The sequence below is a fragment of the Nocardioides immobilis genome, assembly GCF_003515065.1.
Taxonomy (GTDB): domain Bacteria; phylum Actinomycetota; class Actinomycetes; order Propionibacteriales; family Nocardioidaceae; genus Nocardioides; species Nocardioides immobilis.
This window is the reverse complement of record NZ_QXGH01000019.1, coordinates 25839-39993: the sequence shown is the minus strand read 5'-3', so window position 1 is coordinate 39993 and position 14155 is coordinate 25839. Positions and strand designations below refer to the sequence as shown.

At 71.5% G+C, this 14155-nt stretch carries 13 protein-coding genes; 7 read left to right on the top strand and 6 right to left on the bottom strand.

The genetic code is table 11. From position 1 onward, the window contains the following. Window positions 1–14: 14 nt before the first annotated feature. Complete coding sequence (locus tag D0Z08_RS15675) at window positions 15–1463, top strand: glycine hydroxymethyltransferase (protein WP_118926191.1); 1449 nt, start codon at window positions 15–17, stop codon at window positions 1461–1463. Between the two features lie 39 nt (window positions 1464–1502). Here the strand turns inward: D0Z08_RS15675 and D0Z08_RS15670 are convergent, their stop codons facing one another. From D0Z08_RS15670 to D0Z08_RS15650, 5 genes are all read right to left on the bottom strand, one after another. After that, the gene (locus D0Z08_RS15670) at window positions 1503–2249 is read right to left on the bottom strand and encodes a class I SAM-dependent DNA methyltransferase (protein ID WP_118926190.1); all 747 of its coding nucleotides are present in this window, start codon (window positions 2247–2249) and stop codon (window positions 1503–1505) included. A 59-nt stretch (window positions 2250–2308) separates the two neighbouring features. Beyond that, entirely contained in the window at window positions 2309–2953 is a 645-nt protein-coding gene (locus tag D0Z08_RS15665; protein WP_220454206.1) for a methyltransferase domain-containing protein, read from the bottom strand. A gap of 7 nt (window positions 2954–2960) precedes the next feature. Continuing rightward, on the bottom strand, window positions 2961–3401 hold the full coding sequence (locus D0Z08_RS15660) for a hypothetical protein (RefSeq protein ID WP_118926189.1): 441 nt from the start codon (window positions 3399–3401) through the stop codon (window positions 2961–2963). Between the two features lie 78 nt (window positions 3402–3479). Beyond that, window positions 3480–4172, bottom strand: a complete 693-nt coding sequence (locus D0Z08_RS15655; protein ID WP_118926188.1) for a response regulator — start codon at window positions 4170–4172, stop codon at window positions 3480–3482. Next, window positions 4169–5764: a sensor histidine kinase gene (locus D0Z08_RS15650; protein WP_245993999.1), complete on the bottom strand. Its 1596-nt coding sequence runs from the start codon at window positions 5762–5764 to the stop codon at window positions 4169–4171. The genes D0Z08_RS15655 and D0Z08_RS15650 overlap by 4 nt, the downstream gene beginning before the upstream one ends. 139 nt (window positions 5765–5903) lie before the next feature. On the opposite strand from D0Z08_RS15650, the gene D0Z08_RS15645 reads away from it, so the two are divergent. From D0Z08_RS15645 to D0Z08_RS15635, 3 genes are all read left to right on the top strand, one after another. Continuing rightward, entirely contained in the window at window positions 5904–7298 is a 1395-nt protein-coding gene (locus tag D0Z08_RS15645) for a cation:dicarboxylate symporter family transporter (protein ID WP_118926187.1), read from the top strand. Between the two features lie 82 nt (window positions 7299–7380). Further along, window positions 7381–8388 carry a YihY/virulence factor BrkB family protein gene (locus D0Z08_RS15640; RefSeq protein ID WP_245993997.1) on the top strand — a complete coding sequence of 336 codons (1008 nt, stop codon included), beginning with the start codon at window positions 7381–7383 and terminating at the stop codon, window positions 8386–8388. Window positions 8389–8398: 10 nt separating this feature from the next. Then, window positions 8399–9517 (top strand): potassium channel family protein, encoded by a 1119-nt coding sequence (locus tag D0Z08_RS15635; RefSeq protein WP_118926186.1) that lies wholly within the window; start codon window positions 8399–8401, stop codon window positions 9515–9517. Window positions 9518–9520: 3 nt separating this feature from the next. On the opposite strand, the gene D0Z08_RS15630 is transcribed toward D0Z08_RS15635, so the two are convergent. Further along, the gene (locus D0Z08_RS15630) at window positions 9521–10126 is read right to left on the bottom strand and encodes a TetR/AcrR family transcriptional regulator (protein ID WP_118926185.1); all 606 of its coding nucleotides are present in this window, start codon (window positions 10124–10126) and stop codon (window positions 9521–9523) included. A 162-nt stretch (window positions 10127–10288) separates the two neighbouring features. Here D0Z08_RS15630 and D0Z08_RS15625 point away from each other — a divergent pair, with 162 nt between their 5' ends. Genes D0Z08_RS15625 through D0Z08_RS15615 form a run of 3 tightly spaced genes read left to right on the top strand, consistent with a single transcriptional unit; the run spans window position 10289 to window position 14155 of the window. After that, complete coding sequence (locus D0Z08_RS15625) at window positions 10289–11779, top strand: flavin monoamine oxidase family protein (RefSeq protein WP_118926184.1); 1491 nt, start codon at window positions 10289–10291, stop codon at window positions 11777–11779. Then, window positions 11776–12885, top strand: coding sequence for an SMP-30/gluconolactonase/LRE family protein (locus D0Z08_RS15620; RefSeq protein WP_118926183.1), 1110 nt, complete (start codon window positions 11776–11778; stop codon window positions 12883–12885). Before D0Z08_RS15625 ends, D0Z08_RS15620 begins: the two co-directional genes overlap by 4 nt. Before the next feature lie 10 nt (window positions 12886–12895). Then, on the top strand, window positions 12896–14155 hold the full coding sequence (locus D0Z08_RS15615; RefSeq protein ID WP_220454205.1) for a choice-of-anchor Q domain-containing protein: 1260 nt from the start codon (window positions 12896–12898) through the stop codon (window positions 14153–14155).

Here is a 14155-nt window from a genome sequence, read left to right as displayed (position 1 = left end):
CTACGATCTTCCGCATGAGCGACGCAAACTCCGGCAGCCTCGTCAGCAGTGCGTACAACCAGGCCCTGGAGGTGATCGCGTCGGTCGAGCCGCGGATCGCCGACGCGACCCGTCAGGAGCTCGCCGACCAGCGGGCGTCCCTGAAGCTCATCGCGAGCGAGAACTACGCGTCGCCGGCCGTGCTCCTGACCATGGGCACCTGGCTGTCGGACAAGTACGCCGAGGGCACCATCGGGCACCGGTTCTATGCCGGCTGCCAGAACGTCGACACGGTCGAGGCCCTGGCAGCCGAGCACGCGCGCGAGCTGTTCGGTGCGCCGTACGCCTATGTGCAGCCGCACTCGGGCATCGACGCCAACCTGGTCGCCTACTGGTCGATCCTCGCCCACCGGGTCGAGGGCCCGTGGCTGGAGAAGGTCGGCGCCAAGAACGTCAACGAGCTCAGCGACGAGGACTGGGAGAAGCTGCGCCACGAGTTCGGCAGCCAGCGGCTGCTCGGCATGTCGCTCGACTCCGGCGGTCACCTGACCCACGGCTTCCGCCCGAACATCTCCGGGAAGATGTTCCACCAGCAGCAGTACGGCACCGACCCGGAGACCGGGCTCCTCGACTACGACGTCGTCCGGGCGAAGGCCAAGGAGTTCAAGCCGCTGGTGCTCGTGGCCGGCTACTCGGCGTACCCCCGCCGCATCAACTTCGCCAAGATGCGCGAGATCGCCGACGAGGTCGGCGCCACCCTGTTCGTCGACATGGCCCACTTCGCGGGCCTGGTCGCGGGCAAGGTCTTCACGGGTGACGAGAACCCGGTGCCCTTCGCCCACATCACCGCGACGACGACCCACAAGTCGCTGCGCGGTCCGCGCGGCGGTCTGCTGCTGGCCCAGGAGGAGTACGCCCCGTCGGTCGACCGTGGCTGCCCGATGGTGCTCGGTGGCCCGCTCTCGCACGTGATGGCCGCGAAGGCGGTCGCCCTGGCCGAGGCGCGCCGGCCGGAGTTCCAGACCTACGCGCAGGACGTGGCCGACAACGCCCAGCACCTGGCCGAGGGCTTCCTGTCCCGCGGCGCCAAGCTGGTCACCGGCGGCACCGACAACCACATCGTCCTGCTCGACGTCACGTCCTTCGGCCTCACCGGCCGCCAGGCCGAGTCCGCCCTGCTCGACGCCGGCGTCGTCACCAACCGCAACTCGGTCCCGGCGGACCCGAACGGCGCCTGGTACACCTCGGGCATCCGGCTCGGCACCCCCGCGCTGACGACGCGCGGCTTCGGCAAGGACGAGTTCGACCGCGTCGCCGAGCTGATCGTGCACGTCCTGCAGAACACCCAGCCCGGCACGACCAAGGCCGGCACGCCGTCGCAGGCGTCGTACTCCCTCGCCGAGGGCGTCGCCGACAAGGTCAAGGACGCCTCCGCCGAGATGCTCGACAAGCACCCGCTGTACCCCGGCCTCGAGCTGAAGTAGCGCCGCTGGTCGAGGTGCGAGCCTCGAAAAACCGAGGTGTCAGGCGGGCTTCCGCCAGACCGACACGTGCTTCGTGCTCTCGCCGGTGAAGGTGCTCCGGTCCCAGTCGGCGTAGCGCGCCTCGAGCCGGAGGCCGGCGATCCGTGCCATCAGGTCGAGCTCGGCCGGCCAGGTGAACCGGAACCGGCCGGCGTCGCGCCGCCAGGTCCCATCCGCCTCGCGGGTGAAGTGGTGCGACGTCGACTGCTGGGTGGCGAGGTCGAACGTGTCGAACCCGACGTGCTCGTCAGTGACGTCGAACGGCACGGCCGTCTGGCTGGGAGGGAGGCGGCGCAGCGGCGGCACGCCCACCTCGATCACGAACCGCCCGCCAGGCGCGAGGTGGCGCGCGGCGTTGACAAAGCACTCGACCTGCTCGTCCTGCGTCTGCAGGTTCGAGATGGTGTTGTAGACGAGGTAGACCAGTGCGAACGTCCCCGCGCCGCCCTCGACCACGGTCGTGGCCATGTCGCCGATCGTCACCGGCAGGGTCGCCTCGTCGACCTTCGCCCGCAGCTGCTCCGCCATCGGCGCCGACAGCTCGATGCCGACGACGGGCACCCCGCGCCGCCGCAGAGGTACGCCGACCCGGCCGGTCCCGATCGCGAGCTCCAGCGCCGCGCCGTCGCCCGCGAGCCCGGCGAGGAAGTCGACGGTCGGCCCGAGCACCTCCGGCGCGAACATGCCGCTGTCCTCGGCGTCGTACCGCTCGGCCGTCTCGGCGCTCCACACCTCGCTGCTGGTCACGATCGTCGATCGTCGTCGCTGGGGCCCGTCGTGTCGATCGAATTCCCGGTGGCCGGCCCTCAGCGGGTCGGGCGGCAGACGAGCAGGTGGTAGGGCATCCGTCCGGTGAGGGTCCGGTCCTCGACGGTCAGGTCACTGGCTTCCAGGGTTGCGACGACCTCGGCCACGGGGCGCAGCGTGAAGTTGTGCTTGGTGAACGCCTGGCTCGCCATCCAGTCCGGGTCGGCGACGCCGAGGACGCCCCGGCCCGACGGAGCGAGGACGCGCGCGAGCTCTCGCGCGGCGGGCGCCAGGTCCGCCACGAAGTAGATCGTGTTGAGACTGATCCACCCGTCCAGCGTCCCGTCGGGGAACGGCAGCGCCTCCATCGGCGCCTCGTGGAGCTCGAGTCGACCGTCGGCGAGCGCTGCGGCATGCGTACGGCGGGCGCGGGTCACCATGTCGCCCGACGGCTCGACTCCGTGGACCCGCCCGCTCTCCCCGGTCCCCGCCAGCAGAAGGTCGAGACCGAGCCCGCCACCGAACCCGATGTCGGCCGCGGTCTCACCGCCGGTCAGCTCGAGTGCCTCGACCGCCGCGCGGATCGTCGCAGCGTTCCCCTTGTTGAGCATCCGGGCGACCACAGTGCCCAGCGGACCTGAAGGCCCGCCGAGCTGACGGCCGAGCGTGCGGAGGAGGACGTCGGGAACGGGGATCTTCGGCACCCCAGGACTATGCCGTCCGGGGGAGCACCTCGTCCATCGGCGCAGGGGTGATCGCCGTGTCGGTGGCGACGTGGAGCAGCTCGAGCCGGAGGCCTGCGTCCTTCGCGGCGGCGTAGAGCTCGCAGCACAGGGCGCGGTCGCCGTCGGAAAGGCCGCCGTCGCCCGGGCGCGCGAACATCAGTGCGACGCTGCAGGAGTCGCCGCCGAGGTCGTCGGCGAGCATCGACAGGAACTCCACGAAGCGGACGGCGTCCTCGCTGTCGAACGTCTCGGGCATCTCGTCGACCTCGACCAGCTGCGGATGCGGGTGACCGTCCGGATCGACGAGCATGAAGTACACCCGCCAGGTGTGCCAGCCGAGCGGGTTGATGATGGTCCGCCACATGGTGGTGACGTCGGCGTCGGTCGCGAGGACGGGGGAGAAGGGCTCCCGAGATGAGCTGTTCATGGCGCCATCGTGTTCGTTTCGACCCGGGCGCGGGAGACCCCTGCCGCCGACCTGTGGATAAACCTGCCCGCCCGCAGGTCAGCGCCAGAGGTAGGCGACCTCGGGGCGGCCGCCGCCACCGCTGTACCGCGGCTGCCGGTCGGCCAGCCCGGTCCCGGCGAGGTGCTCGAGGTAGCGCCGGGCGGTGACCCGGGAGATCCCGACGATCGCCGCGGCCTCGCTCGCGGACAGGCCGGCAGCGGCGGAGCGGACTGCCGACGTCACGTCCTGGAGGGTCTCCGCGCTCATCCCCTTCGGCAGCGGCGTGGTGCCCGTCGGGCGGAGCGAGCCGAGCAGGCGGTCGACCTCGTCCTGGACGACCTCGCGGGGGGACGAGGCGAGGTGGTCGCGGTAGGCGGCGTACTGCTCCAGCTTCGACCGGAACGTCGCGAACGTGAACGGCTTCAGCAGGTAGAGCACGACGCCCTGGGCGACGGCGTGCCGCACGACGTCGGTGTCGCGGGCTGCGGTCACGGCGATCACGTCGCAGAGGTGGCCGGCACCGCGGACGCCCGTCAGCAGCCCGAGGCCGTGGCCGTCGGGGAGGTTCATGTCGAGCAGCAGCAGGTCGACCGGCCGGCCGCGGCCGCGCTCCGCGTCGAGGATCCGCATCGTGTCCGCAACCGAGTGCGCGACACCGGCGACCTCGAACCCGGGCACGCGGCCGACGTACGACGCATGCGCCTCGGCGACGCGCACCTCGTCCTCGACGACCAGCACCCGCACGGTCATCCGGACTCCTGGTCACGCAGCACGACGGTGAACCGTGCGCCGCCGAGGGACGACCGGCCGATCGTCACGTCGCCGTCGTGCCGTCGCGCGACCTGTACGACGAGCGCGAGCCCGAGGCCGCGACCTGATCCGGGCGCGGCCTTGGTCGTCCAACCGCGGTCGAGGACCCGCGCTGCGTCCTCCTCGTCGAGCCCGGCACCGCTGTCCTCGACCTCGATCGTCAGCACCCCGTCGTGGCGCTCCAGGTGGACGGTGACCCGCCGCTCGTCACCGGAGGAGTCCGCCACGGCCTCGAAGGCGTTGTCGACCAGGTTGCCGAGCACGGTGACCAGGTCGCGGCGGGGGAGCGTGCCGGTGTCGGAGACGCTCCCGGTCACGGCGAGGTCGATGCCGCGCTCGGCCGCCTCCGCGGACTTCCCGAGCAGGAGCGCGGCCACGACCGGGTCGTCGACGGCACCCACCACGCGGTCGGCCAGCAGCTGGGCGACCTGGAGCTCCTCGGTGGCGAAGTCGACCGCCTCCTCGGGCCGCCCCATCTCGATGAGGGACACCACGGTGTGCAGCCGGTTCGCGGCCTCGTGGTTCTGGGAGCGGAGCGACTCGGTGAGCCGTCGGACCAGGTCGAGCTCGCCGGTGACCGAGCGCAGCTCGGTGTGGTCGCGCAGGCTCACCACCGAGCCGACCTCGCGGCCCTCCCAGAGCGCGGGGGCGGTCGAGACGACCAGCATCCGGTCGCCGGCGAGGTAGAGGTCGTCGGACTCCGCGGTCCGGCCCAGCGCAGCGGCGACCAGTCCGGGGGCCAGGCCGAGGTCGGCGACCGGCCGGCCGATGACGTCGTCGGGCAGGTCGAGCAGGCGCCGCGCCTCGTCGTTCACCAGCTCCACCCGGCCGTCCAGGTCGAGGAGCAGCAGGCCCTCCCGGACGGCGTGGAGCACGGCGGAGAAGTACTCGTACATCCGCGCGATCTCGCGCTCGCCCATCCCGTGGGTCATCCGCCGGAGACGTCGGCTGACCAGGCCCGCCGCGGCCAGGCCCAGGGCGAGGACCGCGCCGGCGCACAGCAGGATCACCAGCACGTCGCGACGGAGCGCGCGGTCGATGTCGCTGATCGTGATGCCGACCGACACCAGCGCCACCACCTCGTCGCCGTCACGGACCGGGACGACGGCACGCACCGACGGCCCGAGGGTGCCGGTTGCCTCCTGGGTGAAGACCCTGCCCTCGGGCGCGCCGCCGAGATCGCCGATGAACGGCTTGCCGATGTTCTCGGGGTCCGGGTGCGTGTAGCGGATCCGGTCGAGGTTCATCACGACGACGAAGTCGGTGTCGGTGTCGGCGCGCACCTGCTCGGCGTACGGCTGGAGGACTGCCGTGGGATCGGGTGATGCGACGGCTTCCCGCACGGTGGGGGCGTCGGCAACCGCCTGGGCGACAGCGACGGCCCGGTCCGTCGCGTGGTCGCGGGCGTCGCGGCGCGCGTCGTACGCCGTCAGGCCGATCGCCGTCGCGACGAGGACGACGACCACGCCGACCTGCAGCAGCAGGATCTGCCGGGCGACCGAGAGACCGGCGAGGGGGCGAGGGCGACGCACACCGGCATTCTCGCGCAGCCGCGGCCGTTCGTTGTGGCGTGCGTCACGAACACAACGAACGCAACGGTGACGCAGGTCACCCGGGCCGGGATGGTCGGGGGGCAAGCCGGGTCCGCCGGCATCCCCCAGGAGGTCAACGATGAGCAGCGCCACTACCAACGGGGTCACCACCCCGCCAGCGGGCAAGCGGGCCCGCCGGGACCGAACCCACTACCTCTACCTCGCCGTCATCGGCGCCGTCGCCGCCGGCATCGCGGTCGGGATGGTCGCGCCGGCCTTCGCGGTCGAGCTCAAGCCGCTCGGGCAGGCGTTCGTGGCACTGATCAAGATGATGATCCAGCCGGTCATCTTCTGCACGATCGTGCTCGGCGTCGGATCGGTCCGCAGTGCGGCCCGGGTCGGCAAGGTCGGCGGGCTCGCGATGCTGTACTTCGTCGTGATGTCGACGGCGGCGCTCGGCATCGGCCTCCTCGTCGGCAACGTGCTGAACCCGGGAGCGGGCCTCAACATCACCGAGGAGACCGCGTCCGCCGGCGCGGAGCAGGCCGCGGAGACCGGCCACGCGAGCACGACGGACTTCCTGCTCGGCATCGTGCCGGACTCGATGCTGTCGGCCCTCACGTCCGGTGAGGTGCTGCAGACGCTCCTCATCGCGCTGCTGGTCGGCTTCGCCGTGCAGGCGATGGGCTCCGCGGGTGAGCCGGTCCTCCGGGGCGTCGGGCACATCCAGCGGCTGGTGTTCCGCGTCCTCGCGATGATCATGTGGCTGGCGCCGGTCGGCGCGTTCGGCGCGATCGCCGGCGTCGTCGGCGAGACCGGCGTGGACGCCCTGAAGAGCCTGGCTGTGCTGATGATCGGCTTCTACGTGACCTGCGCGCTGTTCGTGTTCGTCATCCTCGGCGCGCTCCTCAAGCTGGCCACCGGCATCAACCTCTTCTCGCTGCTGCGCTACCTCGGCCGCGAGTTCCTGCTGATCCTCTCGACGTCCTCCTCGGAGTCGGCACTGCCGCGCCTGATCGCCAAGATGGAGCACGCCGGCGTCGACAAGCCGACCGTGGGCGTCGTAGTCCCGACCGGCTACTCGTTCAACCTGGACGGCACCGCGATCTACCTGACGATGGCCTCGCTGTTCATCGCCTCGGCCATGGGCGCCCCGCTGTCGATCGGCGAGCAGCTCTCGCTGCTGCTCTTCATGATGATCGCGTCGAAGGGCGCCGCGGGCGTCACCGGTGCCGGCATGGCGACCCTGGCCGGTGGCCTGAGCTCGCACCGCCCCGAGCTCGTCGACGGCGTCGGCCTGATCGTCGGGATCGACCGGTTCATGTCGGAGTGCCGCGCGCTGACCAACTTCGCCGGCAACGCCGTGGCCACGGTCCTGATCGGCTCCTGGACCGGCGGTCTGGACCGCACCCAGTTCGACCGGGTGCTCGCCGGCGACGACCCGTTCGACGAGACGACGATGGTCGACGACCACGGTCCCGCGCCCGAGGAGACCGCGAGCGCTCCGTCGGAGAAGGAGCCAGCCCTGGTGTGACCGTGTGACCCGTAGGACGCCGGGAGCCCCACCACGCGAGTGGTGACGGCTCCCGGCGTCGCGTGGGTCTACGGTTGGCGCCGTGGAGGCTGAGGATGCGGGGAAGTCCGCGGCTGCCGCGACGGACGGGACCCCAGCCGACCGCACGCTGCTCCAGCGGGTCCTCCACCTCCTCTGGCGGCTGATCGTCACCACCGTCGGGGCCTGCCTCAAGCACCGCGTCACCGGGCTGGCGGCCGAGGGGGCGTTCTTCGCCGTACTCTCCGTGCCGCCGCTGATCTTCGCCCTCATCGGAGGGGTCGGCTACGTCTCGGACAACTTCAGCGCCGCGCAGATCCAGGACATCCGCGAGGCGGTCATCGACCTGTTCTCGACGTTCCTCACCGACCGGGCCGTCAACCAGGTCATCGAGCCGACGCTGAACCAGGTGCTCAAGGGCGGCCGGTTCGACGTCATCTCGGTCGGCTTCGTGCTCGCCCTGTGGTCGGGCTCGCGGGCGCTCAACGTCTTCGTCGACACCATCACGATCATGCACGGGCTCGGCGGGCACCGCGGCATCGTCAAGACCCGGGCACTGTCCTTCGTGCTCTACATCCTCGCGCTGATCACCGGGGCGATCTCGATCCCGCTCGTCGTGGCCGGGCCGACCCTGGTCCGAGACTGGCTGCCGAACCGGGCCGACTTCCTGATGGAGTTCTACTGGCCCACGGTCGTCGTCATCTGCATCTGCTTCCTGGCGACGCTCTACCACGTGTCCGTGCCGGTCCGGACGAACTGGAGCTTCAACCTGCCCGGAGCGACGTTCGCGCTGGTCGCCTGGATCCTCGGCTCCTACCTGCTGCGCTGGGTGATCACGGTGACCGCCACGGACTCCCGGTCCATCTACGGCCCGCTCGCCGCCCCGATCGCGATCCTGCTGTGGCTCTACATCGTCGCGCTCGCCGTACTCATCGGTGCCGCGGTCAACGCCGCGTTCGACACCGTCTTCCCCCAGGACACCACCACCCGGGCGAGGCGCGAGCTGGTCGCGCGGCTGCGCAACCGCGTGCAGCAGGCGAGGGAGCGCGGCGGCGAACCGACCGTGGACTAGCCTCGCGGCTGTGCACGACCTTTCGTCGCCGGATGCCGGCAAGGGCGCGAGCCTGGTCGCGCTCCCGGAACGCACCCGGTCACCGTGGTGGGAGCTGGGCCGGCGCCTGCTCGCCGCGTTCGGCATCCTCGCGGGAACCGTGCTGCTGGTGATGATCGACCGCGGTGGCTACCGCGACGCCGGCGACGCGACGGCGGCCGACCCGTACGGCACGGTCTCGCTGGTCGACGCGATCTACTACACGACCGTCACGCTCAGCACGACCGGGTACGGCGACATCGCGCCCGTGTCCGACCAGGCGCGCCTGGTCAACGCCTTCGTCATCACCCCCGCCCGCATCGCGTTCCTGGTGCTGTTGATCGGCACCACGCTCGAAGTGCTCGCGCAGCGCGGGCGCGAGATGTTCAGGATCGCCCGTTGGAGGAAGCACATGGGACACCACGTGGTCGTCATCGGCTATGGCACCAAGGGCCGTAGCGCCGTCGACACCCTCGTCAACAACGGGCTCGATCGCGACCACGTGATCATCGTCGATCCGAGCCCCGAAGCGCTGGCCGAGGCGCACGCCGACAACCTCGCCGTGGTCACCGGGGACGCGACGCGTCGCGAGGTGCTGCGGAGGGCCGGCATCGCCACGGCCGACCAGGTCATCGTCACCACCGACCGGGACGACACCAACGTGCTGGCCACGCTGACCGTCCGTCAGCTCAACCCCGACGCCTTCATCGTCGCCGCGGTGCGCGAGCAGGAGAACGCCCCGCTGATCCGGCAGTCCGGCGCCGACTCGGTCATCATCTCGGCCGACGCCGTCGGTCGTCTGCTCGGCCTGTCGACGCTGTCGCCGACGCTCGGCACGGTGATGGAGGACCTGCTGACCTACGGCGACGGCCTCGAGGTCGCCGAGCGGGAGCTCCTCGTCAACGAGGTCGGCGTGCCGCCGCAGTCACTGCCGGACCAGGTGATCGCGGTCGTCCGCGACGAGAAGGTCTATCGCTACTTCGACCCGGTCGTGACCCTGCTGGCGCGCGGCGACCGGCTGGTCGTCGTACGGCCGGCCAAGGAGCTGCCGTGGGCGCCGCGCCCCGGGACGCACAACGAGGACTTCGCCGCCGACGCGGACGAAGGCTGATCGCTACCGATCGGCGCGGGCGGGCTCCGGCACCAGCAGGACCTCGTCGATGTGGCGCGCCACCAGGTCGAGGACCTGGCGAGCGCTGTGGTCGTCGCGCCGGACCAGCCAGTCGAGGGTCAGGCCGTCGATCATCGCCGCGCAGTAGCGACCGATCGCCTCGATGGGAGCGGCCGGCTCGGCGCCGAGGGCGTCGAGGATCGCGATGAACGCGTGGGCGTAGTGGTCGTACTGCTGGCGGGCGACGGCGGCGTATCCGGGCGTGCGGAGGCAGTACTGCGTCAGCTCGTAGGTGAGGAGGTGGTGGTCGGGGTTGGCGACGACGTGTGACCAGTAGGCACCGAGCCCGGCGCGGATCATCTCCTGCCGCGTCGTTGCTTCCTCGAAGGATGCCTCGGCGAGGTCGACGGTCGTGCCGACGAGGGTCTTGATGACCGCGTCGAGCAGCTCCTGCTTGGAGTCGAAGCAGTAGTGGAAAACGCTCAACGAGGTGCCGGCCTCGGCCACGATCGCTCGCGTGGTGGCCCCGGGGACCCCCTCGCGGGTGAGGACGGCGATCGCGGCGTCGACGAGCTGTTGCCGTCGCTGTGCCAGCGGCATCCGCGCCATGGGCGGGCCCTCCTTCTCTCTCAGGACCACCCTACGGGTGCGACGACGATCCCCGGCGTCATCACGCCGTCCGGGCAGCAGCTGTCCGCGGACCGGACGTAACCGCTCGGCTGCCCTATCGTTGACCTAGTAGGACAACTGACCTGATAGCGCGAGGTGGACATGGGTGCAGGACTCGGTCGTCGGCAGCTGCTCGGCGGGGTCGCCGCCGGTGCGGCAGGAGCGGCAGGCGCGGCAGGCGGGTTGTGGACGCCGGCACCCGCGCACGGCGCCACCTCGCAAGGCGCACTTCCCGACCGCGTCGACGCGGTCGTGGTCGGCGCCGGCATCTCCGGACTGTCGGCCGCGCGGAAGCTGCGGGCGCGCGGCGCGCGGGTGCTCGTCGTCGAGGCCCGCGACCGGGTCGGAGGGCGCGTGCTCAACCACCACCTCCGCGCCGGCGGCGTGATCGAGGCCGGTGGCGCGTTCGTCGGCCCGACCCAGGACCGGATCCTCCGGCTGGCCGACCAGCTCGGCGTCAAGACCTTCAAGGAGTACGTCGAGGGCGACAACGTCTACATCAAGAACGGCCACCGCTCGACGTACACCGGGACCGTCCCGCCGGATCCGAGCATCCTCGTCGACGCTGCCCTGCTGCAGGTGCGGATCGACAACATGGCGGCGGCGATCGACGTCGACGCGCCGTGGAACCATCCGAGGGCCGCTGAGTGGGACGCGATCACGGTCAAGGACTGGGTGGCGCGGCAGACGCTGTCCACCGACACCGACTCGCTCCTCAAGTGCTACTTCCAGCCGAGCTGGGGCTCCGACGCGGGCAACGTCTCGGTGCTGTTCCTCGCGTGGTTCATCGCGACCGCGGGCAACGAGAGCAATGTCGGCACGTTCGAGCGCTCGTCCAGTACGGCGGGCGGCGCCCAGGACTCCCGCTTCAAGCTCGGATCGCAGATGGTCCCGATCCGGATGGCCCGCGAGCTGGGCGACCGGGTCGCGCTGCGCGCGCCGGTGCGACGGATCGTCCAGCGCGACGGCTGGGCGCACGTCCACACCGACCGCGGCACCGTCAGGGCCAAGCGCGTGATCGTGGCGTGCCCGCCGCCGCTGGTGCTCGACATCGACTGGCACCCGCAGCTCCCGCAGCGCCGCCGCCACCTGCTGGCGAACATGCCGATGGGCAAGCTGATGAAGTGCGACGCCGTCTACGAGACGCCGTTCTGGCGCGCGGACGGTCTCTCCGGCTCCGGGCTGTCGCACTCGGGCGCGACCCGGGTGGTCTTCGACAACACCCCGGCCGGAGGTGCTCCGGGAGTGCTGCTGGCCTTCGTCGGAGGTTCGACCTGGAGGCAGTACGGCCGGCTGCCGCGGGCCGAGCGCAAGCGCGCGGTGCTCGAGGGGTTCGCGGAGATGTTCGGCGAGCAGGCGCTCCGCCCGATCGAGTACACCGAGCACGACTGGACGCTCGAGCCGTGGACGACCGGCGGCCCGATCGCGCTGCCGCGTCCCGGACTGATCTCGACCCACGGCTCGGAGATCCGGCGCCCGTTCGGTCGCGTGCACTGGGCGGGCACCGAGACGTCGACGTACTGGTCCGGCTTCATGGACGGCGCGGTTCGCGCGGGGGAGAGGGCCGCGCGAGAGGTGCTGGAGCGGCTGTGACCTCCGTACGACGAACGCCCCTCGCGCTCGCCGCGCTGCTCGTGGGCCTGGTGCCGCTCCTCACGCCGGCCGGCGGGTCCGGCGCGGTCGCCGAGCGGGAGAAGTGGGACACCCAGGTGCTCGCGATGGTCGAGGCACCGGGTCGCCCCGCGAACGTGGTCCTGCACCCGAACGGCCGGGTCTACGCGGGGACCTTCGCGAGTCCGCAGACCGACGGCGTGCCCTCGGTGGTGCGCGAGTGGTCGCGCGGTGGCGACCTGCTGCGGTCGTGGGAGGTGCAGGGGCAGGACCTCACGGTCAGCCACGGTGTGCAGGTCGCCAACGTCGACGCCCGCGGGCGGCTCGTCGTACTGGAGAAGAGCACCGGCAAGGTGTTGCGGCTGAACCTGCACAACGGCCGCTGGTCGACGTACTCCCGGCTCCGCGACCTCCCGGCGTGCACGCTCGGACTGCCGGGGAAGGGCTGCACGCCGAACCTCAGCGACGCCGGTCCCGTCCCCAACTACGCGACCTGGGGCCCGGACGGCGCGCTCTACGTCAGCGACTACGGGCAGGCGGTCGTCTGGCGGGTCCCACCGGGCGGGGGCCGGGCTCGTGCCTGGCTCGTGGACAAGCGGCTCGACGGGGTCGAGTTCGGCACCGCCGGCCTGGTGCTCGGGCCGAACCGTCGTGCGCTGTACCTGATGCAGCAGACCTCGCTCGGGCTCGGCGACCTCGCGATCGCCCAGGGCAAGCTCTACCGGATCCCGCTCCACGGCGACCGCACGTTCACGAAGCTATGGCAGTCACGACCGATGGACCTGCCCGACGGCTTCAGCTTCGCCCGCTCCGGGCGGGTCTACGTCGCCAACGCCGGCAGCAACCAGCTGGTCGTGCTCGACGAGGCGTTCCGGGAGGTCGAGCGGGTGCCGTCGCTGCCGCTGACCGGCGACAACGGCTCGCCCGTGCCGTTCGACACGCCCTCCAACATGACGTTCGCGGGCCGCAGCGTGCTCGTCGCCAACCAGGGGTTCTTCGGGAACCCCGCCCATCACGCGATCCTCGACGTCTTCGTCGGTGAGCGCGGGGTGCCGGTCTTCATTCCGAGGAGCGCCGGGGTCCGCTAGCGTCGCCGAGGTGAGAGAAGCCGTACGGCGCCTGAGCGTCGGCGTAGCGACCGTAGCCCTGCTCCCGGGCCTCGCGATCACGGCCGATGCGGCAGGCGCGGCCGCCGCGGAAACGGTGACGCACGAGGTCGACGCTCTCGGTGACGCGGTCGACGCCGATCCGCGCGACGGCGTCTGCCGGACCGCGAGCGGCACCTGCACCCTCCGCGCGGCCGTCCAGGAGACGCGCGCGTCGCGAGGGCCGGACGTGATCGTGCTCCCGCGGGGGCGGATCGAGCTGAGCCGACCGCTCGCCTGGCCGCTCCCGTCGCTGGTCGCCGACCTCGAGCGCGACCCCTCGCGCGGTGACCTCGACCTCGTCGGCCCGGTCACCGTGCGCGGTGCGGCTGCCGACGCGACCACCATCGACGGCAACGCGATCGACCGGGTGTTCAGTGTCGGTCCGCGCAGCAACCTGACGTTGAGCGACGTCAAGATCACGGGCGGGGATGCGACCGTCGCGGACAGGACGCCCGCCGACATCGCGATCGGCGGCGCCATCCTCAACCTGGGCCGGCTCACTGTCGAGCGCGTCGCGCTCGTCCGCAACAAGGCCGACGGCGGTGGTGGCATCTTCAGCACGCCGTTCACCACGTTCACGGTCCGCGACAGCCTGATCGCCTTCAACACCGCTGCCGAGGGCGGCGGGCTGCGGATCGACGGCGGCGCGACGATCGTGAACTCGACGATCGCGGGGAACCGCCTGTTCGAGCGGCCGTTCTCGCAGCTCATCCCGGACGAGATCACCGGCTACGGCGGCGGCATCGATCACCGCGGCAGCGGCAACGTCACCATCGTGAGCTCGACGATCACCGGCAACACCGCGCTGAAAGCGGGGGGCGGCTACACCTCCGGTCAGGGGTACGCACCGATCGCTCCGTTGACCAACGTCTGGCCGTACCGGACGACGCTCCTCAACACGATCGTCGCCGGCAACACCGTCGGTGGACGGCTGGACAACTGCCACGTCTCGTCGATGGTGATCGAGTCGCGAGGACACAACCTGGCCGACGACGGGTCCTGCTTCCTGACCGGACCGGGCGACCGCCCGGGCCGCGCCGCCCGGCTCGGCGCGCTCGCCGACAACGGTGGGCCGACCCGGACCAGGATGCCGCTCGCCGGGAGCCCGGCGATCGATGCCGGCGCGACCGGGGGCTGCCCCGGGGCCGACCAGCGCGGCGTACGACGACCGCGGGGGACTGCCTGCGACATCGGAGCTGTCGAGAGGTAG